This window comes from Flavobacterium psychrotrophum, from assembly GCF_003403075.1.
Taxonomy (GTDB): domain Bacteria; phylum Bacteroidota; class Bacteroidia; order Flavobacteriales; family Flavobacteriaceae; genus Flavobacterium; species Flavobacterium psychrotrophum.
This window is the reverse complement of the sequence record NZ_CP031557.1, coordinates 455,875-482,687: the sequence shown is the minus strand read 5'-3', so window position 1 is coordinate 482,687 and position 26,813 is coordinate 455,875. Positions and strand designations below refer to the sequence as shown.

Below are 26,813 nucleotides of genomic sequence, written 5' to 3'. Positions count from 1 at the left end.
CATGAAAACATTTTTCATATTTCTTGTAATAATAGTAGCCACTGGGTGCGCAGCAATAAGAAGCAATGATCCTGTAAACTACTACCTAACTAATTCTGTCAGGCAATCAAATAGTGTAGTCATTCTAAAGCAAATAATAAGCAATAAAAAAACCATAGACATCTTTCATGGAAGACAAATTATAAATCCTTCGACCGGAAATATGGAACGGTATGATGGAGCACCAGAGACGCTTTACAACCAAAAAGATTTTGATGAAATGGCATACAACTATGGATATATAAAAACAGATAGCATATGGGAAGACAAAGAGTGGGATGCGAAAGATTTTAACCTTACCGGTATATCGCTAATAAACAAAAGTAATTTCCCTGATGTCAATATGATTAAAGCGGGTAATGTAACTACTGATGTTTATTCGTTTTCTAAACCTATTTTATATCAAAAAAAGTACTGTATTTTTACAGTAGCTAAAAGCATTAGTGCAGGGCTATACCTGGGCACTTTTAAGGTGATAGTTATGGAAAGAAAAAAAGGGAAATGGAACATTGTACATGAAATTGATGACTACAACATGAATTAGTTCTAACACAATCTAAACTAACCCCTTAAAACTTTATATTTTTACTTTGCACTTCAAAAAATAGTTTTATATTTGCACCCTCAATCGGGTCAACCTCTGGCGAAAATCGTGGTATGTTGTTCTGATGCAAACATTTAAAACTAAAAAGCATGTCTGATTTAGTAAAATTCGTACAAGACGAATTCGTTACAAAAAAAGATTTTCCTGATTTCGGCGCAGGTGACACTATTACTGTGTACTACGAAATTAAAGAAGGTGAAAAAACAAGAACTCAGTTCTTTAAAGGTGTTGTTATCCAGAAAAGGGGCGCCGGTATCACTCAAACATTTACTATCCGTAAAATGTCTGGTGCTGTAGGTGTAGAGCGTATCTTCCCACTTAACATGCCTGCACTTCAAAAAATCGAACTTAACCAAAGAGGTAAAGTTAGAAGAGCTCGTATATTCTACTTCCGCGATCTTACTGGTAAAAAAGCCAAGATCAAAGAAAAAAGAAGAAGGTAATTCTTACAAGATCATATTTAAGAATCCCTGCACATTGTGCGGGGATTTTTTTTGCCCCCTCCTGCCTGTGTTAATTTAACCCTCCGGTAATGCTGAGTGCTGTAAATGTTATTAAATTTGGCAAAATTCCAATTTATAATGAACAGGAGAAAATTTTTCCGAAACGGCTCGCTCTTCACATTAGGCGCTGCCCTTATCAATCCTTTAGAAAGCACCGCATCTGTATTTGATACAGGCATCCTCAATAAAAATAAAAAAGCCAAAAACATCATCTTTATGGTGGCCGACGGTATGAGCACAGGTACGCTTAATATGGCCGACCTGTACCTGAGCCGCAAAAACGGTAAAGGCAGTAACTGGATACAGCTTTATAAAGACAGTCGTGTTACTAATGCCCTTATGGATACAGCTTCGGCAAGCTCTATAGTTACAGATTCTTCTGCCGGCAGTTCGTCATGGGGCGGTGGCGTTCGCGTTAAAAATGGCGTGCTTAATGTAGGTCCTAATGGCGAAAAGTATATGCCGATATGGCAAAAGTTTAAAAAGGCAGGTAAAATGGCGGGCTGTGTTACCACAGTACCCATTACTCACGCTACCCCGGCAGGTTTTTGTGTAAACAACGACAGCCGCAACGCGATGGAAGACATTGCCGAAGATTACCTGGCACTGGGCTTTGACATTATGATGGGCGGCGGTAACGACTATTTTAGCGCAGGCCACCGTAAAGACAAGAAAGATATGTATGCCGCTTATAAGGCTAAAGGCTGGCAGGTGGCACGCACACGCCAGGAGATGTTGGCCACCTCTCCCGGAAAATCGGTTTTAGGAGTGTTTGGCGATAATGGCTTACCCTACAGTCTTGATCGTACTAATGATAAAGAGCTAACGAACAATACTCCTACCCTTGCCGAAATGGCACAGAAAGCCATAAGCCACATGAAGGGCAACAAGAATGGTTTTGTACTGCAAATAGAAGGCGGTAAAGTAGACTGGGGCGCACACGCTAATGATGTAGGTGCGCTACTCTATGACATGACCGCTTTTGACGAAGCTGTAAAAGTAGCCATTGACTTTGCCGAACAGGATAAAGAAACACTTGTTATCATCACAACCGACCACGGTAACGCAAATCCAGGTGTAATTTATGGCAAGAATGCCAATGACAACTTTGACAGCATACAGAAGTTTACCCATACTAATGAGTGGCTGCTAAACGAAATAAAGCCCGACTTTACCCCTGCTAAAGTGCGAGAGCTTATTGCTTATGGCAACGGGCACACACTTACCGAAGACGAAGCAAAGAGTATACTAAGCCATTATTCAGGTCTGAATAAAGAAGAAGACGGGCTGTACAACTACAAAAAAGTTCCTTTTAAGTCGTTTGCAGAGATGCAGAAAAGCTATACCAGCGTGGGCTGGATAAGCATGGACCACAGCGCAGACTACGTTAACCTGGCAGCCTTTGGCCCAGGGAGCGAATTGCTGAAGCCTTTTGTAAAAAATACTGACCTGCATTACCTTATGCTTCAGGCTGCTGAAGTAGAAAATAAATTTTAAGAGAAGTTTCTTTATATTTGATGCCACGCCTGCAAGCGTGGCATTTTACTTTTACATGAACACAACTTATACTGTAGCCCAGGCCATAAAAAAGGGACGGTTACTAATACCCTTTACTTCTTTAGCCATTTGGCTTACCTCAATATTTGCAGGCATTTTTATAGGTGCGGCACTACACCAGGTTCCGCTTGGGTTGCTTGGATTTCCTGTTGGCACTCTTATAGCATTTGCCTACTGGCAGTATGCAACTGTAAGTTGGAAGATATGGGCATATGAAAATGTGCGTAATATTCACGAATTAAAAAGTGATGCACTAAAATACCACCTCATCTGGGCAGATAGCAGTTTTATGCAAAAGCTCGAAATTAAGACACCTTCACAAAAAGAACGCTTAAAACAGCTGGAACGCAAATTTCAGCAACCGGATGTTTTTCATGTAGACCTTTCGGTAAGAGACAAAACTGAGATATACAAAGCAAAAGCAACCCCTTATATCATTACAGTATTCGCACTGTTCTTAATTGGTATCGTAATACGTGAATTGCTTTACAATCCATATCCGGATAAACCTTACCTTCATTTTGTTATTACACTGCCTTTTGCCATCTTTTTATTGTACCGGGCATACAAAGAATTTCGTACTAAAGGGCCGCATATTATCCTTAGCAATGAAGGTATAACGTTGCGGGATACAGCCCTAATAGCGTGGCAACAAATTACCTCAACGCAAATAAAGCACATAGGGCGGGGCAAACAAATGTTAGTTGTAAATTACAACAAAACACATACAGGTACAGAGATAAACAACCTTGACAAAAATGCCCTCGAAATAGAACAGCTGATAAAAGTATACAAAGCACGTTTTGAAAAAAGCCGTCAAAGCCGTTTTTAATTTTCAGGCACATTGTATATTGCATTATATTTTAACCAATGAACCAATGAAATACACAGTATCTGTAGATAAAGCTCTTACCAGAGGAAAATGGCTATGCAATGTATTACCTCTACTATGTTTACTAATGCCTTTTGCGGCTTCTTTTTACCTCCTGGCAATTACAAAAAGCGGTTGGTTTGTAGCTGCAGGTTTTTTAGTAGGGCTTGTACTCTCTTTTATATGCTGGGGTTTTACAGTCGTCTACTGGAAGATATGGGCCTACAGTAATGTACGTAACCTGCACGAACTTAAAAAACGTGCTATTACAGATAAAATCATACACCGGGATGGTAGCTTTTCTAACCGGTTTGAAATTATTAACGCGACCCAGCGCCAAACCCTTGCCGCGCTCGAACGCCGCTTTAGCCAACCCGATCTCTACAGTGATGATACCGGTGTACCACCTGCAACATACATTTATATTTCGGCCTATAAGATATACGAAAAAATAGGGATCGCAGCAATATTACTGGGAGCATCACCTTACATCTATTTTTATTCTGAAAATGTTAAGCACAAGCCGGTTGCTTATTTTACGCTACCCCTGGGGCTGTTATTCGTATACCAGGCCATAAAAATGTACCGCAATAAAAAACCGCAACTTATTTTAGATGAAGAGGGCATCAGGATACCCGATAAAGGACTGATGCAATGGAAAGGCATCTACAATGATAACATCATAACCGAAAATAAAGAACCTGTACTTACATTTTTTTATCAGGGCAATTCAATCGAGATTGAGATAGAAAACCTGAGAATAAAAGAAAAAGAGTTAAGACACCTGATACACGTTTATAAAGCACGCCATGAGAATACTGTTCCTGCTGATAATAACTAGTCTAATTGGCTGTAAAAAAGAAACGGCTGCTGATGTAAGCCTGCTTCGCGATGGCGACATTATCTTTCAGACCTCAACCTCAGCACAAAGCAGGGCCATACAGCTTGCTACACACACTGAATACTCGCATTGCGGAATAGTGTATAAAGACAAGGGGCGGTATTTTGTATTTGAAGCGATACAACCTGTAACAAAAACCCCTTTATCTGCATGGATAGCCCGTGGAAAAGATAGCCACTACACCGTAAAGCGACTTAAAGACACTAGAGCTCTTACACCTTTAGCTTTAACTAAAATGAAAACAGCAGCCAGAGCCATGAACGGGAAAAATTATGACCTCTATTTTGAATGGAGTGATGACCGCATTTATTGCAGCGAACTGATCTGGAAGTTATACAAAAATGCTACCGGACTTGAAGTAGGCCACCTGAAAAAGCTGAAAGATTTTAATTTATCAGCCCCGGCAGTACAGCAAAAAATGAAAGAGCGTTATGGCAATAACATCCCTATGGATGAAAAAGTAATTTCGCCCGCAGATATTTATAATAGCGATTTGTTAAAGACTGTAATTGAGAAATAAAGGGTTCAAAACAGCTCTTTCATGGCGAGTAACGAAGTAATCTTATAATCAGATTACTTCGTCGTTCCTCCTCGTAATGACAGAACCCTAAAATAACGCTATTTCTTTCTTCGCCTGCTCAAACTCTTCGACCATATCTTTTATAATATCGGCAGCAGGCTTAATATCATTTATCAGGCCTGCTATCTGGCCTATCTCCAGCTCCCCTTCCTCAAGGTCGCCTTCAAACATACCTTTCTTTGCACGGGCACGCCCAAGGAGTGTCTTAAGGTCCTCCGGAGTGGGCGATGTGGCATATAGCGCCATAACATCATGAAAGAATTTATTTTTGATAAGCCTTACCGGCGCAAGCTCTTTTAGTGTAAGGTGTGTTTCACCTTCCTGTAAATCTACCACCATTTGCTTAAACTTTTCGTGCGATGACGATTCAGTAGTAGCCAGAAAACGGCTTCCTACCTGCACACCATCGGCTCCTAATACCATAGCGGCAAGCATCCCCCTGCCGGTAGCAATACCGCCCGCCGCAATAAGCGGAATAGTAAGCTTTTCTCTTACCATGGGTATGAGGGTAAAGGTGGTGGTTTCTTCGCGCCCGTTATGCCCTCCGGCCTCAAAACCTTCGGCAACTACGGCATCAACACCCGCCTCCTGAGATTTAAGCGCAAACTTTACACTGCTCACTACGTGTACTACCGTAATACCCTTTTCTTTTAAAAAGGATGTCCACGTTTTAGGATTACCCGCAGATGTAAATACTATTTTCACCCCTTCTTCAACAATGATATCCATGATCTCCTGAATGTTAGGGTATAGCATGGGCACGTTTACTCCAAAGGGCTTATCAGTAGCTGCTTTACATTTTTGAATGTGTTCGCGCAGTACCTCCGGATACATAGATCCTGCACCTATTAATCCCAGTCCGCCGGCATTGCTTACGGCACTGGCCAGTTTCCAGCCGCTGGCCCATATCATTCCGGCCTGTATTATAGGATATTGTATCTTAAAGAGTTGGGTTATTTTATTCATCAATAAAATGATTGGTTATAGTTTAATAATCTTCCCTTGTTTGGCGGAGCCATCTTTTAAAGAAATTGTATAGTTATATATACCATTGGCTAATACCGAAATGTCTATTGTATTATTTGCCCTGCTAATTGTTTTTTGCAAAACCAATTGCCCCAAGCTATTATAAAAAGCAGCCGTACATACTACAACCTCATCGGGTAAAACCACATACACAACATCCGTTGCCGGATTAGGATACAACTCAATAGTGTTTTTAGCAAGTCCCGCTACTGAAAGGGCAGCACTTTGATATGCCTGCCAAAAATCTGGAATGCCATACCCATAGAAACCGTCAGGGTTACTGTACCTGTCAGCACTCTGCCGAATGATCTGTAGCAGCTCAGCATTGGTTTTATCGGGCAAAGCCTGCCATAAACACGCCACTAGCCCGGCTGTAATAGGGCTTGAAAAAGAAGTTCCGCTTCCTGCACCTATACTCCCGTCTGTACCGCTAAAAGCACTCCCCTGCCCCATAGCCATAACATCAGGCTTAACGCGTCCGTCTGCACTTGGGCCTATAGAACTAAAGTATGCATATTGTTCGCTGCTGTCTACAGCACCTACGGTAAGCGTATTAAACGCATCGGCAGGCACACTAATATATGGATTACTACCTGCCCCGCTGTTTCCTGCCGAGTTAACCAAAAAAATACCACGGCTAAAGGCCACGTTAGCACCACGGGTCATAAATGCTGTGTTGCCATCCATATTTTCGTAGGTATAGCTGTAAGCAGGGTTATCATACGTAAAATACCCTAGTGATGTATTTATAACATCTACCCCAAGGCTGTCGGCTGCTTCGGCTGCCTGTACCCAGTATGATTCTTCTACAGGGTTTTCGGCGGCATCATCTTCTGTTACAAAAAGGTAATAAAAGGCATCAGGGGCTGTGCCCACAAGTTGTCCATCTTTATAACCTGCCATGGTGCTTAATACCAGCGTACCGTGAGATCCGCCTATGGTAACATCGTCTGTTCTGTCTACATAATTGTAAGTCCCTAAAACAAGGTTATTATTATACAGGTGTTCAAATATGGGCAGGTTATTTACTTCAGGAAAACCATTATCAAGTACGGCAATGGTTAGTCCGGTGCCTGTAAAGTCCTGCTGGTGCAGCAGGTGCCCGTTAAGCATCTCTATCTGTGTAGCAGCAGAACCGTAGTTATAATCAGCCTGCGTGTTGAGTTGTTTGCTTACTGCTTTGCTTTTTGAAGTAGCAACTGTCTTTCTGCGTCCGTTAAGAGTATTATCTGCATAGGTTATTGATGCTATAAAACTCAGGCTACTTAACCTGCGGATATCAGATGCGCTACCACGCACGTGCAGTGCATTAAGCCATTTGCTTTTTGCCATTATGGTAATGCCAAAGCTTGTCCTTACGGCATCTATATAGGTTTGGCTTACAGGTACATCTTTATCATCAAGGGCTATATTTTGGCGTGCACGCCTGTCTAAGGCTTTTTGCGAAAGCATTTCAAGTGGGTTTGCAAGGTAATAAGCCGCATCGGGCTTATCGGTAAAATATACCCAGGCATCTTCCTGCGAAGCTGCCATAAGCGGCAACAATAAAAAAAGGAATAGAATTCTTTTCATTTACATTTGGTCAATATTCATCAAATTTACACAATGTTGGTAATCTTAGGATATAAAAAGATTTCAATATTTTTACGTGTTAAGTTACAAGTGGCACAAAACACACCTTATTTGTGTTGTGATGCCCTAAATAACCTAAAAACAATTATTCGGTATAATTTTACAACACACCAATTACGGAAAACCGTATTTTTGTATCCCTAAACAGTAGAACAACATGCTTTATCTTGTTTTAAGCATATTATGCAGTGTATCGGTAGGCATAATATTTAAAACAGCCCGCTGTAGTGTAATCCGTAATACGCAAATAATTTGTTGCAACTATGTTGTGGCATTAGTGCTGTGTTATTTATTTTTTAAGCCAGAGCCTTCTATTGCTTTGTACACCTCTCACTGGGGTACTTATACTACACTAATGTTATTACTGCCATCTATATTCTTGTTTTTGGCATTATCTATAAAAAATGTGGGCATAGTACGTACAGATGCTGCCCAGCGCCTGTCATTATTCATACCCATACTGGCTGCCTGGTTTATTTTTAAAGAAGACTTTAATAACTATAAACTAATGGGGCTGGCTGTAGGGCTGCCGGCACTATTGCTTATCCTCTCTAAAAAAACAGATAAGCCAGCCGGCGAGTGGATGTACCCTGCCGCAGTACTACTAGGGTTTGGCATTGTAGACACGATGTTTAAAAAAGTAGCGCTCTTTCCTGAACCGGAATATACCACATCTCTTTTCATGATTTTTGTTGGCGCGCTTATCATTACATTTTGCGCTGTACTGTACGAGATCATCTTCATGAAGAAAAAAATAAACACCATGAACATTGCCTATGGCGCACTAGTGGGTATTTTTAATTTTGGAAACATACTGTTCTACCTTAAAGCGCATAAAGAATTTTCTACAAATCCGTCTACGGTTTTTGCAGCCATGAATATGGGCGTTATTGTAACGGGCAGCCTTGCGGGCGTACTTATTTTTGACGAAAAGCTTTCGGTTCGTAATTATGCGGGTATCATCCTTGCCCTGGTTGCCATAGTGCTTATAGCACTTTCGCAGATATACAGCTAATTTGCCTAACTTCGTGTAAAAATAAAGGGCGCACGGGCAAATGAAAAAGATAAGCACTTACTCTATACAGCACCAGCAAAAAATGTTTAATTTGCCGGTAAGCAATAAGGACTTCTTTTTTGTGGAAATAGGCAAGAGCAGCCTTTTTTACCCTGAGCCACGCCGCAGCGAAACCTACTCTATAAGCTACTTAAAAGAGGGCGCCATATATGTGCAGGCAGGCTTATATACACAACGTGTAACAGCCCCTGCAATTATTACACTTGGCCCCACGGTAGTGCGCACCATGCAGGAAGACCCGGACAACCCACCGGTAATGCAGATTCTTTTTTTTAAAGACAGCTTTTTACTGGCAAACCGTACCAATGTTTTTTACCTGATGGGCTTCGACTTTTTTGAAAAAGACGACCGCCATTACTGCAAACCCAATACTGAGGCCACAAGCCGTATAGCACGTATTTTTACGTTTATAAAAGATACTGTACAATCTGGCCACCTGCACGAAGCAGAAATTGTGCGCAGTAGTACTTTTATACTGATAAACGAATCAGATGCCGTACACAGGCAGCAGGATGGCGGCATTAAAATTAATGCTGATAATCTTCAGCCTATAGTTGCTAATTTTAAGAAACTGCTCTATAAAGAATACCGAAGCCAGCGCACGGTACAGTTTTATGCAGACAGGCTAAACATTACCCCTAAACACCTGTCTGAACAGCTTAAAAAATTTACCGGAAAAACGGCAGGCGAATGGATAGACGAAGCCATTATCCTGGAGGCTAAAGTATTGCTTCAAAACAAGAAACTATCTGTAGCAGAGGTTAGTGCCCAGCTTAACTTTGCTGACCAATCTGTATTTGGCAAATTCTTTAAAGCCCACACAGAATTTACCCCATTGCAATACCGAAAGTCTGCTCTTTAGAAAAACCGACGAAAAGTGCCGCCATATTGACTTTATTTATACTACAAAACTGCACGACCTTTGTAGTGTTAAAATCACGATATGAACACGTTTTGCAACATGGCTATAAGTACGCTACTTAACAACAATAACCAATACCGCAACATACTAAAATGCAATACTATAAATCCTGAAATAAATTTAAAAGGGTTTAACCGCGCAACACAAAACATCAGGTGACTCATTTGCTCACTACAAGCTTTTCGTAATCTTATTTTGACTGAAATTGATTTTGACTATTTCTTATTCTGACGAAAAACACCTAATCTCTTTTTAATGAACCTTTTTTATAAATTCCCGGCTTTTTGGTTGGTTTTTATAGCATTGCTGTTTCCTATTACAGACAGTGCCCAGCAAAATTCAAATGCTTATACCCTAAGCATACAGGATGCAGTACGGCTTGCAAAAGAAAAAAACAACAACGTTGCTGCCGCCCGTATGGGGCTCGAAGCCAGTGCTGCCAGTCTTGCAGAAGTTAAAAGCCATGTGTTGCCACATGTTCAAATTGATGCATCAGACAAAAGGCTAAGCAAAGCAACACTGTATGACCATGGCTTTACAGAGTCGGAATCAGTACCACCACCACCGGCAAGTTATCAGGCAAATGCGGGTATAGAAGCATCTTTTAACCTGTACTCCGGCGGTAAGCATGAGGCCTCCATCAAACAGTTTGAAGCAAGAGAGCGCCTGGCTGATATTCATGTAAAAGAACGCGAGGGCAGCATAGCGTTAGAAACTGTACAGCACTACCTCGAAATTTTGCGTCTTTCAAAACTCGACAGCCTGTATAAAGAGCAGGTAGATAAGGAAAAGATACGTCTCAAGAATATTAATTCACTCCACAAAAATGGGAAAGTAACCCGCAGTGATGTATTGCGTGCCGAAATGAACCTTTCTAACCGGGAATACCAGAAAAAAGAGAATGAAAGCACCATAACAATTAACCGCAACAGGCTGGCCATATTGCTTAACCTGCCTATAGAAACTAATATTGTACTTACAGATACCGTGCTTGCTGCCACAAAACCAATGGCAACAACAGAGCGGGAACTTGATTCCGGTTCAGCTTATAGTGTGCAGCAGGCATCGCAAAGTATTTTACTACAAGAGGCTGTAATAAGGGAAGCCCGTAGTAACTATTACCCGTCTATAGAACTTATTGCCGCTTACGGCTATAACTATCCTAACTATTTAAGGTACCCCTATGTACCGCAGTACTATGCTGTGGGCTATGTAGGCTTTAAAATGTCGTATTCACTGGCCTCTCTCTACCAAAATATACATAAGGTAAAAGCAGAGAGAAAACATCTTGAAGAAATTAAGTTTACCGAAAAAGCTGCTAAAGATAATGTACTGCTGGAGCTTACTTCGCTTGACATAAAAATGGATGATATGAGCGAAAAAGCAGCCCTTGCCCAAAAAGAAATTGCACAGGCACAGGCCAATTATAAGATAATGAGCACTAAATATTTTAACCAACTGGCATTGCTTGCAGACCTGCTGGATGCTGACAATCTGTATCTGCAAACAAAATACAATCTTGTAGAGGCGCAGATCATGCAGCAATACTACTATTACCAAACACTTTATACCAAAGGAAAACTATAACAGTATGGATACTAAAGGAAAAACATTCAATATCCTGTTTAACATTGCCGTGTTTGCCATTATTGCCATTACCGCAATATACTTTATACGCTACATAGTGCATGCTAACCACTACGAAGAAACTAACGATGCCCAGGCCGAAGCTTACATAAGCCCTATATCTGCCCGGGTAAGTGGCTACATAAAAGCGATTGATTTTGAGGAACATCAGTATGTAAAAGCAGGCGATACCCTGATACTTATTGATGACCGCGAATACCGTGCAAAAGTTGACGAAGCACGTGCCGCTTTAGAAGATGCCAAAGCCCGCCTGCTGTTTCTTGATGCACAGATAGGTACGGTAGAAACGGGTACTTATGTAAATAAAGACATGATAAATTCGGCTAAAGCTAAATTTACAGAAAAGCAGCAGAATCTTAAACGTTACAAAAACCTGCTAAACGAAGAAGCTGCCACCCTACAGGAATATGAGCAGATAAAAGCCACCTATGATGTAGCCCAAAGCGAATACAACGCTGCCGGAAACACCCTTAAAACTACACACGCCAAAGTTGATGAGTTACAGGCGAGCCGCGCATTAATACAGGCTGAAATAAAACAAAAAGAAGCCCTGCTTGACCTGGCAAACATTAACCTGCAATATACCGTAATAACCGCACCGGTAAGCGGCAGGCTGGGCAGAAAAGTGCTACAAGTGGGCCAGCAGGTACAGGCGGGGCAAAGCCTGGTGCCCATTATTGATGAGAAGAACAAGTGGGTTACCGCAAACTTTAAAGAAACCCAACTGGAAGATATGCACGTAGGCCAGCCTGTAGAAATTACTGTAGACGGCTTTAGTAATAAAACCTATCACGGCAGTATTGAGGCCATTGCAGGATCTACGGGTGCTAAATTCTCACTGCTGCCTGCCGATAACTCAACTGGGAACTTTGTAAAGATAACACAGCGTGTACCCGTTAAGATTCGCCTAACCGATACCGATCTTTCTGCTATCAAGGCCGGCATGAACGTAGAAGTTGCCGTAAAGAAAAGCTAAAATGGACAAGAACATCTATTTCAGGGAATGGATACACAACTGGACGTGGGGAACCCGTGCGGCTATTTTCATTATCCTGTTGGTTTCTATACTACAATTCTCGCTCTTTTCGCTTACGCAAAATTATGTGGTATCATATTTTGGCGCACAGCCCGAAGACATTACGTTTTCTATCCAGGTAACCTATGTTTCGCTACTTGCCTTTTTACCATTACAAATAAAACTGCTCAACTATTTTAATACACGGAAATACCTGATATGCGTACTGATGATGGGCATAGTACTAAACCTCATCATCATGAAAGTTACCGATGTAAACTATTTCATAGTACTGCGTTTCTTTCAGGGCGTTACCATAAGCATGATTGCAGGAGCAATGCTTACACTGATATTTACCCGCCTGCATAACGAGAAAAAACAGGCTGTGGGCTATTCTGTTTACTATGGTACATTATTAGCCAGTAGTGTAGCGGCAGGTGCTCCATCTGCATGGATTATTGACAATACCGACTGGCGGATGATCTATTACATTGTAATCCTTTTCCAGGTACTCTCTATAATAATAGCCTTTTTTGTGTTTACTAAAGAACGCCTGCACAGGCAGCAGCCCCTGTATCAAATCGACTGGAAAGCCTATATCATCATGGCGTCCTTAATGCTGTCTGTAGCTTATTTTATGGTATATGGCCCCAGGAAATACTGGTTTGAAAGCAGGGAAATTACGTACTGCTTTATGCTCATACTGGCATTACTTTACCTGTTTATTTACCGGGAGGTTAAGACCAAAAGGCCTATTGTTCACTTTAGTATATTCAGGTCGCCAAAGTTTGTTGCCGGGCTTTTTCTGCTGGCATTGTTTTACGGCTTTAAAGACACTATTTCTCTAATTTACAACCACATCAGCAATGTATCGCAATGGCCAAATTACCAGTATGTAGCCCTTGCAGCCTGTAATATTACAGGCATGGGTATTGCCATGTATGCGGCATCACAGCTGGTAATGCGCAGAAGGCACACCCTGCATTTTTTCCTTATCGGTGGCTTTGGCAGCATGTGTGCTTTTAACTACTGGATGTACCGTATCATATCGACCGATATGTCGTTTGAAGACCTTGCGCTACCCATATTTCTGCACGGTGTGGCCTGTGGTATACTGTTTATGCCCATAGCTACCTTTATACTCTCTAAAGTACCCGTAAATACAGGTATTTCAGGAACATTAGTGGCAGGCAACGTACGCTTTTTTTCTACGCTGCACTCATTCGCCGGGTTTTATACACTGCAACTGTTTTTTAACCAGCATTACAAAGAGCAGTTTTTAGCGCACTTAACGCCATACGACAGCGTATATAATGAGGCTAACGATACCGCCATACAGCAATTTTTAAGCAAAGGCTATGCCTTGCAGGATGCCACAAACATGGCACGCGCCACTATAGCAAAACAGATGGCGGTACAAAGCCAGCTGCTTACCTCGCAGGCTATTTTCTTGCTCGTTGCCGCCGCTACCGGAGCTATTGTTCTTGGTGCCATAACACTCCCAATGATTAGAAACTTTTACCGAAACCGTTTTAGCAACAAAACAAAAATAATTGATTTACAGCTGATTGAAAAATAAATAAAAATTTATTTGGAAAATTAAAATGTTGTCCCTTACCTTTGCTGCAAGTTCTTCAAACATTATTCTTATCCAGAAAGACCGAGGGAATTGACCCGATGACGTCTTGGCAACCTGCCATGCTTTTGCATGATAAGGTGCCACATTCAACCCTGCCTGTGCAGGGATAGATAAGTAAGAAACAGTTTATAATTCTACCAAGATATTATATGCCTTTCTGACTTGTCGGGAAGGCTTTTTTTATTTTAGGCCTTTTCGATACCTGGCTTTGAATAGTTTTTGAGAAACGAAATGTTTAACAAAAATTAATTCGGAAACAAAATGAAAGAACAAACTGCAATCCTGAACAACCTGCCTATCGATCCATTAACCGGAAGCATTTCGGTGCCTATTTACCAAACATCAACTTTTGTACAAGATGCACCGGGCGTACACAAAGGCTTTGACTATGCACGCAGCAACAACCCTACCCGTAAAGTACTTGAAGATACCATTGCCCAATTAGAGAACGGTACTAATGGTTATGCCTTTGCCAGTGGCCTTGCAGCTATAGACGCGGTTATAAAACTGCTTAGCGCAGGAGACGAAGTTATAGCCGTTGACGATATTTATGGTGGTGCCTTCAGGCTGTTTACCCATGTGTATCAAAAATTTGGCATCAGCATTAAGTATGTAGATACTACTAATGCCCAAAACGTAGCCGATGCCGTTACTGACAAAACCAAGCTTATCTGGATCGAGTCACCTACTAACCCTACCCTTAAAATTTCTGACATAGAGGCTATTGCTAAAATTGCAAAAGCTAATAACATACTGCTTTGCGTAGACAACACCTTTGCATCGCCAATAGCGCAAAAACCTATCAATCTGGGTGCAGACATCGTGGTACACAGTGCTACCAAATACCTGTCTGGCCACAGCGACCTTATTGCCGGCCTTGTAGTTACCGCTACTCAGGAACTGGGCGATAAAATTAAATTTGTACAAAACGCTTCTGGTGCCATCCTTGGACCATTCGACAGCTGGCTTGTTATCCGTGGTATAGAAACCCTTAGCCTGCGTATTAAAGCACATGCCGAAAATGCACAAAAAGTTGCTGAATACCTGCTTGAAGAAAAACTGGTTAAAAATGTATATTACCCTGGCCTGCCTACACACCACAACCATGACATTGCTAAAAAGCAATTGAAATTCTTTGGTGGTGTAGTAACGTTTGACCTTGTTATCGACGATAAAGAACTTGCCTCTAAAATTGTAAGCAGTACTAAACTGTTCAAACTTGCAGAAAGCCTTGGCGGCGTTAAGAGTCTGCTGTGTTTACCGTGTGAAATGACCCATAAATCTATTCCGGCAGAAAAGCGTTACCAGGCCGGTGTTACCGATAGCCTTATACGCCTTAGTGTAGGACTTGAAGACGCAGATGATCTTATAGACGACCTTAAACAAGCTTTTGCCGTAGCCGTTAATGTTACTGCCGATAGTAAATCTGTAACTGCATAACACCACACAATGGCAAGGAAACAATTAAATATAGGCCTTTTTGGTTTTGGGGTTGTAGGGCATGGCCTGTATGAGGTACTGCAAAAAACACCCGGCCTTAAAGCCAACATCAAAAACATTTGTGTAAAGGATAAGGATAAGCCCCGAGAAATAGGCGCTGAACACTTTACCTACGATAAAAATGACATTCTTAACGATGCCGAGATTAATGTAGTTGTAGAACTTATAGATGATGCCGATGCGGCGTTTGAAATAGTTTCTGCTGCGTTGAGAAAAGGCAAGGCTGTGGTATCTGCCAATAAAAAAATGGTGGCAGAGCATTTTCAGGAACTGCTCGACCTGCAACGCGAATATAATGTTCCGTTGTTGTATGAAGCTGCTGCATGCGCCAGTATGCCCATAATCCGTAACCTGGAAGAGTATTACGATAACGACCTTTTAGAATCGATTGAAGGTATTGTTAACGGCAGTACTAATTACATACTGACCAAGACTTTTGCCGAAAACCTTAGCTATGCTGATGCCCTTAAGCAGGCACAGGATCTGGGCTTTGCAGAAAGCAACCCGATATTGGATACCGGTGGGTTTGATGCCAAATACAAGCTGTTGATTTTGCTGGCGCACTCATTTGGGTACATTGCCACGCCTGAAGATCTTTTTAACTTAGGTATCGACAACATAGGCGATCTTGAGTTACGCTACGCCAAAGAAAAAGGACTGAAAATAAAACTTGTCGCACAGGCTTATAAAGGTACAGATGGTACATTCTCAGCTTTTGTACTGCCGAAGTTTGTAACGCCCGAAGACCGCCTGTACCATGTAGACGATGTGTTTAACGGCGTGATTACCAAAACCAGTTTTGCCGACACACACTTTTTTGTGGGCAAAGGCGCGGGTGCCTACCCTACTGCCTCGGCGGTATTGAGCGATATCTCTGCGCTTACATACGATTATAAATACGAGTACAAAAAAATATACCGCGAAGAAAACCTTTCGCTTACAGATAATGTAGAACTTAAGGTACTCCTGCGCCATAAAAAAGATGATGCCGAAGCCTTGAAGCTGCACTTTAGCGCTATTGAGGAGGCGTATACCAACAAAGATTCCGGTTATATTACCGGAAACATTTCACTCAGCAACCTGAAGAAACTTCAGGCAGCACAACCCGGCGAAGTTTCGTTCATACTTATCAGTGTGGTAAGCGAACAGGAAGCCGCCATTGCAGCGCAGGAAGCGCTTGCATAAACAACTACAGGATTTTCTTTCAACTATTTTCCAATTACCGGAAGGCGCCCATCCACAAACGGGCGCCTTCTATTTTTATATATAACAGACTGACATACTAAGCAATTGAGGTATTCATAAACAAAAAAAAGCGGCCTCATATAATCATGAGGCCGCTTTCGTATATTATAAAGGATAGCTTATGCTATACCTTTTACAATTTCAAGGAAATCATTTGCTTTAAGTGCCGCACCACCTATAAGGCCACCATCAACATCCGGTTTGCCGAATATCTCTGCAGCATTATCAGGTTTTACACTGCCTCCGTAAAGGATAGAAACATTTTGCGCAACCGCAGGGCTAACCGCCTCGCTTATAAGGTTACGGATAAATGCGTGCATTTCCTGTGCCTGCTCAGGGCTCGCCGTTTCGCCTGTACCTATAGCCCAAACCGGCTCATAAGCAAGAACAACACTACTCCAGTTTGCTTCAGAAATATGGAAAAGGCCTTCGCGAAGCTGGCTCTCTACTAAGTTAAAGTGGTTGCCACTTTGCCTGTCGGCAAGCTCTTCGCCAAAACAGAAAATAACGGTAAGGTTATGAGAAAGCGCAGTATCAACTTTTTTAGCAAGAAGCTCGTTAGTTTCGCCAAAGTAAGCACGCCTCTCTGAGTGGCCCAGGATAACAGTGTTTACTTTAAGGCTCTTAAGCATGCCTACAGAAACCTCGCCTGTATAAGCGCCGCTCTCTGCCTGATGCATATTTTGCGCTGCAACAATAATGTCTGTACCATGTGTTTTAGCCACAGCAGCCTGCAGGTTTACAAAACTTGGCGCTATTACAATTTTAGCGTTTGTATGTTCAGGTTTTTTAGCCAGTAGCTCATCAATAAGGGTTTCAGTCTGGTTAATGTCATTATTCATTTTCCAGTTACCTGCAACGATCTTTTTTCTCATTATTTTAGGTTTTTTAAAGTCTCTATAAGTTTTGCATCATCGGCCTCAATGGCTTTGAAAAGTGCAATTTTTCCGGTTTTATCAATTACCATGTAACGCGGAATCCAGTCCAGCACAATGTCTTTAGAAAAAGCACCTTCTTTCATGCTGGTCCCTACGTGGTAGTTATCACCACCTTTGGTATTGAATGTTTCTATACCGTTTTTCCATTTTTCATCTACACGATCATACGAAAGGAACAGGTATTTTACATTAGGGAATTGCTTTTGAAGGTCGTGCACTTTTGGCATGCCTTTTTTACAATCCGGGCACCACGAAGCCCAAACGTCTATAACCACAACCTTGCCTTTGTACTGGGCAAGAATGTCTTTAAATGCAACTTCTTTTCCGTCTACCGAGGTCATTTTAGCCTCAAGCGCTTCCTTTCCAAAAGCAGTTTTTTCCTGTGCCTGCGTGCATGAAATCATAAAGAATAGTATAGGCAGTAAAAATAGGTTTTTCATTTTTAATATATAATTAATTGTAACAAATTTACGATAAGTCTATGATAAAACTGCTTACTTTTCAGGTATAATTGGTAATGCATATCTATAGTACTCAAAACCATCCCAAGTAAATTTCACATCGGAACGAACGCCAATTTGCGAGGGCCATACATCTTCAGTGTAATCATCTTCACCCCATATTTTTTCACATTCGCCGTTAGCGTCGTATGTAAAAAGATACTTTCGCTCGCCATTTACATTATAATACTTTTCCACGTCCGATAATTTAGGCAGACCAGTCTGTACGTCTATCTGAGCATAACAAATTGCTTGATCGTGTAGCTCATCGACCGCAATTATTTTATATTTCAGCACGGCTTCTTCATAAGTTGAAACTTCTTCAATTAAATATTCCAATTCCTTGTGAATATAACAAATTCCAGCGTTTGGATCTTCATTCAAAATCCGGCCGATGTCATTCAAATCTTCAATATTATATCGGGTAGACTTAAGTTCTTGCTCAATATAAAGCTCCGTTTTTATGTGTTTGCCATCAAAAAAATATTCTTTAAGATATTTTTCAATCGTCGCGATTTGAGATGGCAAAATTTCATCCCCAAACCACTCGGTATAGCGTATTTCTATTGCCATAGCATAATCATTTAAGACAACCTAATTTTAGGGTCCAGCCATGCGTAAATAACATCTACCAGTATATTAATAACTACAAAGGTGGCGGCAATAACCAGTACTGATCCCATAATTACAGGCAGGTCGAGCGTATTTAGCGCTTCTACTACTTCTTTACCAAGGCCGTTCCACCCAAAGATGTATTCTACAAACACAGCGCCGGCAAGCATACTGGCAAACCAGCCCGATATGGCGGTTACTACCGGGTTCATGGCATTTTTAAGTGCATGCTTACGGATGATGCGCACTTCGCTCAGACCTTTAGCACGCGCGGTGCGAATATAATCCTGGCTCAGAACTTCGAGTAGTGAGTTTCGCATTAACTGTATTACTACCCCTAGCGGACGTATGCCTAAAACAATAGATGGCAGTATAAAGTTCTTCCATTTTATGTGGGTGCCTTCGCCAAAGTCGTCTACCTCATAAAGGCTGCCGGTCATATCTAAGTTGGTATATTTGTGCAGTAAAAACCCAAACACCCAGGCAAACAATATTGCCGCAAAAAACGACGGCAGGCTCATGCCCAACGTACTTACAAGTGCTATGGTACGGTCTATCCAGGTATCTTTATACAGTGCTGAAACCACTCCCAGAAGCACACCTATGGCGATGGCGATGAGTATGGCAAAACACGCCAACACCACCGTATTAGGTAAGGTATCGCCTATAACCTGTGTTACCTTTTTACCACTTTTCTGGAAGCTTTCGCGTAAATAAGGTGCTTTTAAAACCGTTGTTGTACCACCCAAGGTAAACAGCCTGGCCGCAGTATATTTACCCTCGGCTAAAAACGTGTAATCATCTGCATTGGTACTATGAAATGATATGGGCGAAAGGTCATTTAAATAATACAAATATTGTGTACTAACAGGCTTATCAAAACCATATTTCTTTTTTATGAGCGCCAGCTGCTCGCTGTTCTCATTCTGGTCGAGCATCATACGGGCTGGGTCGCCCGGCAATACTGTAAACAAAAAGAATATGACCGTTATCACCCCAAAGAGTGTTAGCAGTGCATATCCTGTTTTATGTAAAAAGTAGCGTATCAAATTATTTGTTTAATACGTCTTTTAGCATCCTTATCATAAAAATAACATTCATTACCAGTCCTGCAAACATAAAAATTGCACCCGGCACTACCAGCAGCATATTGCCGTTAGAAAATTTATAGAGAAAAAATCCTATAAAATACAGTACCAGCGCTATGATAAGCGGCTTTATCCTTTTACTTAGCATAGATTATTTTTTTAGCGCTTTTAGCAGTTCAGATGTTACAAATTTCTTTTCGTTTATACCATCCCAACTTTTTATTTCGTTACCATTCCACTGGTAGATAACGCCCGGGGTATCTTTGCTATTGCCCAGCACTTTCCAGAACGATGGCACATCAAGCACCTTGTTAGGATATTCTTTACCGGCAAACTTAAAGAAGTCCGGAATCAGGTCGGCTTCCTCATCCATAAAAATGATATACAGGTCAGGGAAGTTTTTATCCTTCGCCTTCATTTCGGTAAGTTGCTTCGCGGTCTCACGACAGTGCTCGCAACCCGGTGCAAATAATCCTATTATCTTTTTACCTTTATCTGCCCCTGCAAAAAATTGTGAATAAACCGACTTTTTTTGTGCAGGCCCGGCAGGTGCTTCAGGTGTTGTTGCGGCTGTGGCAGGAGTGGCTGCTGTGGCTGGCGTTGCCTGTGTAGCAGGAATCGCAGCCGTTGGTATTGTAGCTTCTGTTGGCGTTATAGGTGCTAAAGGCTCAGTGGCAAGGCTATCCAAAGCAGCTTCTTCGGGTATAGGCTCCCCTATATCAAAAGTGTTTGATGTTTGCCTTGCTATTGGCGTAAGCATAAATATAAATAGTATCGACGCAAAAAGTACCGATGTAAGTATCGCAAAATTATTACGGTCAGCCCCTACAGGCAGTATTTTGTACAACCATATCAGCAGGCCTATCGCTACGATATTTTTAAATACCGATTCCAGCGGTGTCATAGGCAGTAGTTCTCCAAAGCAACCACAGTTGCCAGAATTACCGGCACTAAATATAGTGTAGGTTAAGTGTATGGCAAATACCGCAAGCAATGCTATGGTAGCCGGTATTACAAACCTTTTAAGGTAATGCGGCTGTAGCAGCAAAAGCCCCAATGCAAACTCTGCCCCTATAAGTATACGCGAAAAATATACTGCTAACCCTTCAGAAAACCCGAGTGGTACCAGCTGTTTCATTTCGAAGGTAGAGATGGCAAAATAAGGCGACGGATATAATTTAGCTACCGCCGATATGAGGAATAAAAAGGCTACAAAACCTCTTAAGGTGTAAGAAATGTATTGCTTTGAATTGTTCATTTTAATTAGTTTTCTCAAAAATAAGGCATAAACCAATGCCTTTTGTTAATGAGTTGTTATTGCGCAAAGCCTATATGTATAAGGGCAAACACCGCATAATTAAGCATATCCTGGTAGTTGGCATCTATGCCTTCGCTCACCAGGGTTTTGCCTTTGTTATCTTCTATCTGTTTTACACGAAGCAGTTTTTGCAGGATCAGGTCGGTTAGCGAACTTACACGCATATCCCTCCACGCCTCACCATAATCATGGTTTTTGGCCAGCATCAGGTTTTTGGTCAATTCTACTTTTTCGTTATACAGGCGTGTCCCCTCTTCAGCGTCAAGGTCCGGCTGGGTAGCGATGCCCAGTTCCATTTGTATCAGCGCCATAACAGAGTAATTTACGATTGCTATAAACTCGCCGGTCTCATCTTCGTTTACCATGCGCACCTCATTTTCCTGAAGGCTGCGTATGCGTTGTGCCTTTATAAATATCTGGTCGGTTAGCGATGGTAAACGTAGTATGCGCCATGCTGCACCGTAGTCTTTCATTTTATTTGTATACAATTGCCTGCAAGCGGCTATTACCTTGTCATATTGCTGCGAGGTGTTGCTCATTATAAGTAGTATCTTTGTATGAATTTTTTTCAAATGTAGTAAAAAATCAGCTTATGTACATCAACTGTAACGGCAGGCTTATCGACCTCAGCACCCCAAAAGTAATGGGGATTTTAAACTGCACGCCTGACTCTTTTTTTGACGGCGGTAAATATAAAGATGAAAACACACTACTGGCCCAGGCAGAAAAAATGCTTACCGATGGCGCCACCTTTATAGACATTGGTGCCTATTCCAGCAAGCCCAATGCCGCGTTTGTAACCGAACAGGAAGAAATAGAGCGCATAGTACCTGTTGTTGAACTTGTACTACAACAGTTTCCCGGCACACTTATATCTATTGACACGTTTCGGGCTAAGGTTGCCAAAGCCGCTATTAAAGCCGGAGCTGCCATTATTAATGACATTGCCGCCGGACTGCTGGACGATACCATGCTCGAAACAGTAGGCAAGTATAAAGTACCCTATATCATGATGCACATGCGCGGCAATCCGCAAACTATGGTAACCCTTACGCAGTATGATGACATCATGCACGAGATGCTTTTTTACTTTAGCGAAAGAATAGCTGCCGCACGTAAACAGGGCATTGAAGATATTATAATCGATCCCGGGTTTGGGTTTGCCAAAACACTGGAACAGAATTATGAGGTTATGAGCAAGCTCGAACTATTCTCCCAGATTACAGGACTACCATTGCTGAGTGGCATTTCACGAAAATCGATGATTTATAAACTACTTGGCACTACACCACAGGAAGCACTTAATGGAACCACGGTTTTAAATACGGTTTCGTTATTAAAAGGTGCGAAGATACTAAGGGTGCATGATGTAAAAGAGGCAATAGAAGCGGTGCGGATAGTTGGACAGTTGGGGGTAACACAAAGTTTCGCGAAGGAGGCACAAAGTCTCACAATGAAAAACACCATTATAGTCCTATAAGTTCAATCACAAGGTCGTTTAGTTAATTTTTTATCTGCCTTGAGTTTCTCTGTGAGATAATATAAACGAAAAAAAATCCTGCCCAGGAACGGGCAGGATCATATTTTTTCCGGATGGAAAAAATTAAAAACACGAAACTAACACTACTTTATGATGAGTTTTTTCACAATACCTTCAGATGTTTTTACAAGGTAAATACCTGAAGCAAGTTTGTGAGTATCTATAGTAAGGGCATCTTTAGCTGCATGTACCAGCTTGCCACTATAATCATATACTTCTACGTCGGCCATACGGTTAAAGTAAACCGTACCGCTTTCTGACGGGTTAGGGAATACCACAAAAGTTTTAGGATTTTGTGTATAATCCGGCAGGCTAAGGCTTTCTGTATTTACTTCAAAAATGGTAAGCGTACCGCTTATTTCATTAGCTATAATAACATAAGGCTTGTTGTCAGGGCTATCTGTATTACTAATGTATATAATTCCTTCCGGGCCATTATCGCCACCATAAGCAGATACCGTACGGCTGTTTTTATAATCTGTAAACTTTACATTGTTAGGATCTGTTACATCATATACCATAACGCCACCTATCCTTTCAAGGCCTATAAAAGCAAATACCCTGTCAGCAATATGTGCAATTGCCACACCTTCGGGCTCAGGACCTTTTGCACGACTGCGGCTTTTTGGGCTATTGTCTTCACTATCTGAGTTAAACAAACTGCTTATAGCAGGATTTGTTGATGTAAATAATTCAAAATCGTCACCACTATCATATACAAGTGCTTTTGTATCTGCATTAAAAATTGAGAATGAACGCGATCCTAAAGCAAATATCTCATCATAAGCGGTACCGGCATCATTTTTACCATCAAATGCGGTAACCCTGAACCTTCCTGCATTAAACGATTTTTTAAGCACCTCAGCATTCGGGAAAGCAGCTGCATCTAACACATAGCTGTTTGCCCCTATTGTAGTACGCTCTACAAAACCTGTATATTCTTTTTCGTCGCCTTCATTAGCCGTTACGATGTAGTTAACACCACCCACGCTGTAAGTAGCAGCACCATCAGGCATAAAATATGTTTTTACCGGCCAGTTAGCAATAAGTACCTCATCATTATTATCTGAAATATCAAAACCGTTACCCGGTATGCTCATATCTTTAGTGCCAAGCGCCCAAACATCTGCAATGGTACCGTTAGCAAGATTAATCTCTGCAATAGCATTATTTTCCTGAAGAGTAACCCATGCTTTTTGAGAGTCAGCACTTGTAGTTATATACTCCGGTTCAAAATCCTGAGACATACTGCTGGACTGCTTTAGTTTACGTACACCCGATGCAATAAGTGCATTTTGTGCAGCCTCACCATTGTAAGCTGTAAACAATAGTGTATTTACATTAGCCTGGGTAAGGTTTGCAACGCCACCGCTAATATCTATAATACTTACAGATCCTTCCGGGTCTATACTATAATCGCTGTTTGGCTGGCCTTCGTTAGCAGTAAGTACTTTTGTACCATCCGGTGTAAAAGACACGTTATCCGGCAATGCGCCAACAGTTACCTGCTTAAGAAACGTTCCGTTAGTATCAAAAAACACTACTGAACCGTTAAGATGTTCTTCGGTATTTGGCGAAGCTACAGCAAGAACGCCATTTTTAACCGCTACACTGGTAACACCACCATAAGGCGCCATGTTTATAGAAGATACTGTTACAGGAGCTTCCGGGTTAGCAAAGTTTACAATGTCAAGCCTGCCCTCTACAGCGCTTGTAGCAAACAGCCTTTTACTAACAGGGTCATAGGCTACAATTTCGCAAGTGCTATCATTAGCGCCAGACGGGTCAAAGCTCCTTACATAATTTAGAGATATGCTGTTATCCGGTTGTGGTGCTACCACGTCATTATCTTTAATGTATATTGTAGCAAAAGTATCGCCATCTATAGTTACACCCACAGGGTTTTCAAGGCTAAGTACAAAATACTCTGCTGCCTGCTCTGCAATAGTGTCATCAATAACCGGGATAGAAATGGTTTGTGTAAGCGCGCTCGAACCCGTAAAGTTTAGCGTGCGTGTAGCAAACGTAAAATCATTACTGTCGGCAGTGCTAAAAGGAGCTCCTTTAACCACAAGATCTACAGATCCTACGCCCGGGTTTTCAAGGTTTACAACAAAGTTTAGTGTACCTACACCCTCATTAACCACTACAAAAGTCTCTTCAAAAGAAACAGTTGTATTGTAGTTAAAGCTGAATGTGTAAGGGCATGCCATTGTAAGTCCGGCTTCGTCTTCTACATTATTTACCGTAAGCTCATAAGCAGTACCGGCAGCAAATGCCGTGCTGTAAGTAAGTGTTACAACATTAGCTGCTACCGTAGCCGTTGCAAGGCCACTAATACCCGTATAATTAGCTACTGCCGCAGCTGCCTGGGCATCTAGCTCGTTATTAAATGTAAGCTGTATGGTAGTATTGTTTACTACTAAAGCAGATTGTACAGATGGCGATGATGGAAATGCCCACGCCGGCCATACCTGTGCAGCAGTTCCCCCTGCTACACCTACCCAGTTTGCAGGGTTTAGTATAGCCAGCTTAAGTGCTGCAGCAGTTCCTGCCTGAATACCGTTATAGTAAGCATTTACTGTATTGCCTGCCACGTTACCCGCAGCAGTACTAAGGTTAGATGCAGAAACCAAATCTGTAAGGCCCGCAGGAAGCATAGAGGCGCTACCGCTACACGACGCATTTGTTGCAACCCACCCTATAGAGGTTAGCGCTGTAATATAGTTAGGCGCAGCAGCAGTACCTGTGTACACAATTACCTGGTCGCCATTAGAGCTAAGGCCAAAACCACTACCGGTTGCAGTACCTGTGTTTGCCACAAGGGTATCTGTTTGTATTGTTATAACAGATCCTGCAGGCAGGCAGCTGTTAGCCGTCCATACAAAACCACCTGTACATTGTGCAGGCGTGTTTGTGGTATATTTAGCATCGGTAAAGTTTATCATGGTACCGGCGGCAATATCTACAAAAGTTACAAGCGCTATCTGGTCGTCAGCATCGGTTGCATTCATCCTGTAGCCTACAAAGGCCATATCTCCTGCGGTAAGCTGTGTTTGCACGGCGATAGTTGTAAAAGCCGATGCAACTGCTGTTGTTACAGCATTATTGCTTGCATCTTCAACCTTATTTGGCAATAGCGCAACATAATATTGCTGGTTATTAACAAGTGTGGCTGCAGGTGTTATAGTTATAGTATTATTAGCATAAACGGCCGTAAACGCTACCGGAGTACCTGTTGCACTACCCTGGCGCAGTTCTACAAGAGATGCTACGTTTGCATTAGTTATAGCGGTATCATTTATAAGCCTCACAGCTTCATTAAATGCAATAGTTATTGGAGTATTAACAGCTACATTTGTGCTGTTAGCCGCTGGTGTAAGCGTTACAACAGGTGCTGTAGTATCTACAGTACCGGCCTGAGGTGCGGCTTTAAGTGTAAAATTGTCAAAGCGGTTATTACCACCATCGCCACCCGGGCCTACAATAAATTCAACTTTAAGTTTAAAGTTCGGGTTATTGTCTGTTGCAGGTATAGCACTAAAATCAAGCGTTGCAAGTGCGGGGTTACCATTATTAGGGTTTACTGTATTAAAAGCAATAAAAGTAGTACCATCTGTAGAATACGACCATTGCTGTGTGCCTGCTCCTGACCCTGAACGTCTTGTAGCAAACTGCACAATCGCATTTTCATATCCTGTAGTAGGAACTGCAAAAACAAGCGCACCACCTATAGGGTTACTAAAGCGCAGGTGGGTTCCGGCTGCATCGCTGTTTTGTGCATTTAGGTTTTCGACATCAAAATTTTGTCCTGTACCTCCATCAAATTCAATAAAACTTGTACCGCCTGCCACAGCATTTATAGATGGACTGCCCACTATAGACTGCGATACAGCCGTAATGCTTGACACACTGGCCGGATTGTTAAAATTCCAGTAATGAACGAGTGTTTGAGCTCCAGCGGCGTTTGCAAGAAGCAAACCTCCCAGTAGCAAAAAATTTTTCGTGTAGTTTTTAATCATGGTTTGTGTTGTAGTTAAATAATACCTGCAAAATTGTAG

The 26,813-nt window shown here is 41.8% G+C and carries 24 protein-coding genes and 1 riboswitch; of the genes, 14 read left to right on the top strand and 10 right to left on the bottom strand.

Going from position 1 to position 26,813, the window contains the following annotated elements:
• Window position 1 precedes the first annotated feature (1 nt).
• The 6 genes from DYH63_RS02010 (at window position 2) to DYH63_RS01985 (ending at window position 4,995) form a co-directional block, all read left to right on the top strand.
• Window positions 2–583 carry a hypothetical protein gene (locus tag DYH63_RS02010; RefSeq protein ID WP_162926893.1) on the top strand — a complete coding sequence of 194 codons (582 nt, stop codon included), beginning with the start codon at window positions 2–4 and terminating at the stop codon, window positions 581–583.
• A 149-nt stretch (window positions 584–732) separates the two neighbouring features.
• Complete coding sequence (rplS, locus tag DYH63_RS02005; protein WP_116787208.1) at window positions 733–1,086, top strand: 50S ribosomal protein L19; 354 nt, start codon at window positions 733–735, stop codon at window positions 1,084–1,086.
• Between the two features lie 138 nt (window positions 1,087–1,224).
• The gene (locus tag DYH63_RS02000) at window positions 1,225–2,643 is read left to right on the top strand and encodes an alkaline phosphatase (protein WP_116787207.1); all 1,419 of its coding nucleotides are present in this window, start codon (window positions 1,225–1,227) and stop codon (window positions 2,641–2,643) included.
• A gap of 55 nt (window positions 2,644–2,698) precedes the next feature.
• Entirely contained in the window at window positions 2,699–3,535 is an 837-nt protein-coding gene (locus DYH63_RS01995) for a hypothetical protein (RefSeq protein WP_116787206.1), read from the top strand.
• A 46-nt stretch (window positions 3,536–3,581) separates the two neighbouring features.
• Entirely contained in the window at window positions 3,582–4,415 is an 834-nt protein-coding gene (locus DYH63_RS01990; protein WP_162926892.1) for a hypothetical protein, read from the top strand.
• Entirely contained in the window at window positions 4,384–4,995 is a 612-nt protein-coding gene (locus DYH63_RS01985) for a YiiX family permuted papain-like enzyme (protein WP_116787204.1), read from the top strand. Before DYH63_RS01990 ends, DYH63_RS01985 begins: the two co-directional genes overlap by 32 nt.
• Before the next feature lie 87 nt (window positions 4,996–5,082).
• On the opposite strand, the gene DYH63_RS01980 is transcribed toward DYH63_RS01985, so the two are convergent.
• Window positions 5,083–6,021 (bottom strand): NAD(P)H-dependent flavin oxidoreductase, encoded by a 939-nt coding sequence (locus DYH63_RS01980; RefSeq protein WP_116787203.1) that lies wholly within the window; start codon window positions 6,019–6,021, stop codon window positions 5,083–5,085.
• Between the two features lie 15 nt (window positions 6,022–6,036).
• Window positions 6,037–7,653, bottom strand: a complete 1,617-nt coding sequence (locus DYH63_RS01975) for a S8 family serine peptidase (RefSeq protein WP_116787202.1) — start codon at window positions 7,651–7,653, stop codon at window positions 6,037–6,039.
• 445 nt (window positions 7,654–8,098) lie between these two features.
• Here DYH63_RS01975 and DYH63_RS01970 point away from each other — a divergent pair, with 445 nt between their 5' ends.
• The 7 genes from DYH63_RS01970 (at window position 8,099) to DYH63_RS01940 (ending at window position 16,696) form a co-directional block, all read left to right on the top strand.
• A complete protein-coding gene (locus tag DYH63_RS01970) occupies window positions 8,099–8,728 on the top strand; it encodes an EamA family transporter (protein WP_369692813.1) in 630 nt (209 codons plus the stop codon).
• 40 nt (window positions 8,729–8,768) lie between these two features.
• Window positions 8,769–9,650 carry a helix-turn-helix domain-containing protein gene (locus DYH63_RS01965; protein ID WP_116787200.1) on the top strand — a complete coding sequence of 294 codons (882 nt, stop codon included), beginning with the start codon at window positions 8,769–8,771 and terminating at the stop codon, window positions 9,648–9,650.
• Between the two features lie 315 nt (window positions 9,651–9,965).
• Window positions 9,966–11,297 (top strand): TolC family protein, encoded by a 1,332-nt coding sequence (locus DYH63_RS01960; protein ID WP_116787199.1) that lies wholly within the window; start codon window positions 9,966–9,968, stop codon window positions 11,295–11,297.
• Between the two features lie 4 nt (window positions 11,298–11,301).
• Window positions 11,302–12,333 (top strand): HlyD family secretion protein, encoded by a 1,032-nt coding sequence (locus DYH63_RS01955; RefSeq protein ID WP_116787198.1) that lies wholly within the window; start codon window positions 11,302–11,304, stop codon window positions 12,331–12,333.
• Between the two features lies 1 nt (window position 12,334).
• Window positions 12,335–13,951 (top strand): MFS transporter, encoded by a 1,617-nt coding sequence (locus tag DYH63_RS01950; protein WP_116787197.1) that lies wholly within the window; start codon window positions 12,335–12,337, stop codon window positions 13,949–13,951.
• Between the two features lie 65 nt (window positions 13,952–14,016).
• A riboswitch (SAM riboswitch) is annotated at window positions 14,017–14,128 on the top strand.
• Between the two features lie 144 nt (window positions 14,129–14,272).
• Entirely contained in the window at window positions 14,273–15,451 is a 1,179-nt protein-coding gene (locus tag DYH63_RS01945) for a trans-sulfuration enzyme family protein (protein ID WP_116787196.1), read from the top strand.
• A 9-nt stretch (window positions 15,452–15,460) separates the two neighbouring features.
• Window positions 15,461–16,696 (top strand): homoserine dehydrogenase, encoded by a 1,236-nt coding sequence (locus tag DYH63_RS01940; protein ID WP_116787195.1) that lies wholly within the window; start codon window positions 15,461–15,463, stop codon window positions 16,694–16,696.
• Window positions 16,697–16,875: 179 nt separating this feature from the next.
• On the opposite strand, the gene tpiA is transcribed toward DYH63_RS01940, so the two are convergent.
• From tpiA to DYH63_RS01905, 7 genes are read right to left on the bottom strand one after another with little or no spacing between them, the layout of a single operon-like run.
• Window positions 16,876–17,631 (bottom strand): triose-phosphate isomerase, encoded by a 756-nt coding sequence (gene tpiA, locus DYH63_RS01935; protein WP_116787194.1) that lies wholly within the window; start codon window positions 17,629–17,631, stop codon window positions 16,876–16,878.
• Window positions 17,631–18,134, bottom strand: coding sequence for a TlpA family protein disulfide reductase (locus DYH63_RS01930; RefSeq protein ID WP_116787193.1), 504 nt, complete (start codon window positions 18,132–18,134; stop codon window positions 17,631–17,633). Before DYH63_RS01930 ends, tpiA begins: the two co-directional genes overlap by 1 nt.
• 54 nt (window positions 18,135–18,188) lie before the next feature.
• Window positions 18,189–18,767 carry a hypothetical protein gene (locus DYH63_RS01925; protein ID WP_116787192.1) on the bottom strand — a complete coding sequence of 193 codons (579 nt, stop codon included), beginning with the start codon at window positions 18,765–18,767 and terminating at the stop codon, window positions 18,189–18,191.
• 11 nt (window positions 18,768–18,778) lie between these two features.
• Complete coding sequence (locus DYH63_RS01920; protein ID WP_116787191.1) at window positions 18,779–19,855, bottom strand: ABC transporter permease; 1,077 nt, start codon at window positions 19,853–19,855, stop codon at window positions 18,779–18,781.
• Between the two features lies 1 nt (window position 19,856).
• Window positions 19,857–20,042, bottom strand: a complete 186-nt coding sequence (locus DYH63_RS01915; RefSeq protein ID WP_116787190.1) for a hypothetical protein — start codon at window positions 20,040–20,042, stop codon at window positions 19,857–19,859.
• A gap of 3 nt (window positions 20,043–20,045) precedes the next feature.
• Window positions 20,046–21,152, bottom strand: coding sequence for a MauE/DoxX family redox-associated membrane protein (locus DYH63_RS01910; RefSeq protein WP_116787189.1), 1,107 nt, complete (start codon window positions 21,150–21,152; stop codon window positions 20,046–20,048).
• A gap of 56 nt (window positions 21,153–21,208) precedes the next feature.
• On the bottom strand, window positions 21,209–21,751 hold the full coding sequence (locus DYH63_RS01905; protein ID WP_116787188.1) for a DUF1599 domain-containing protein: 543 nt from the start codon (window positions 21,749–21,751) through the stop codon (window positions 21,209–21,211).
• Window positions 21,752–21,804: 53 nt separating this feature from the next.
• On the opposite strand from DYH63_RS01905, the gene folP reads away from it, so the two are divergent.
• Window positions 21,805–22,692, top strand: coding sequence for a dihydropteroate synthase (folP, locus tag DYH63_RS01900; RefSeq protein WP_116787187.1), 888 nt, complete (start codon window positions 21,805–21,807; stop codon window positions 22,690–22,692).
• A 143-nt stretch (window positions 22,693–22,835) separates the two neighbouring features.
• Here the strand turns inward: folP and DYH63_RS01895 are convergent, their stop codons facing one another.
• Window positions 22,836–26,774, bottom strand: a complete 3,939-nt coding sequence (locus DYH63_RS01895; RefSeq protein ID WP_116787186.1) for a choice-of-anchor I family protein — start codon at window positions 26,772–26,774, stop codon at window positions 22,836–22,838.
• Between the last annotated feature and the right edge of the window lie 39 nt (window positions 26,775–26,813).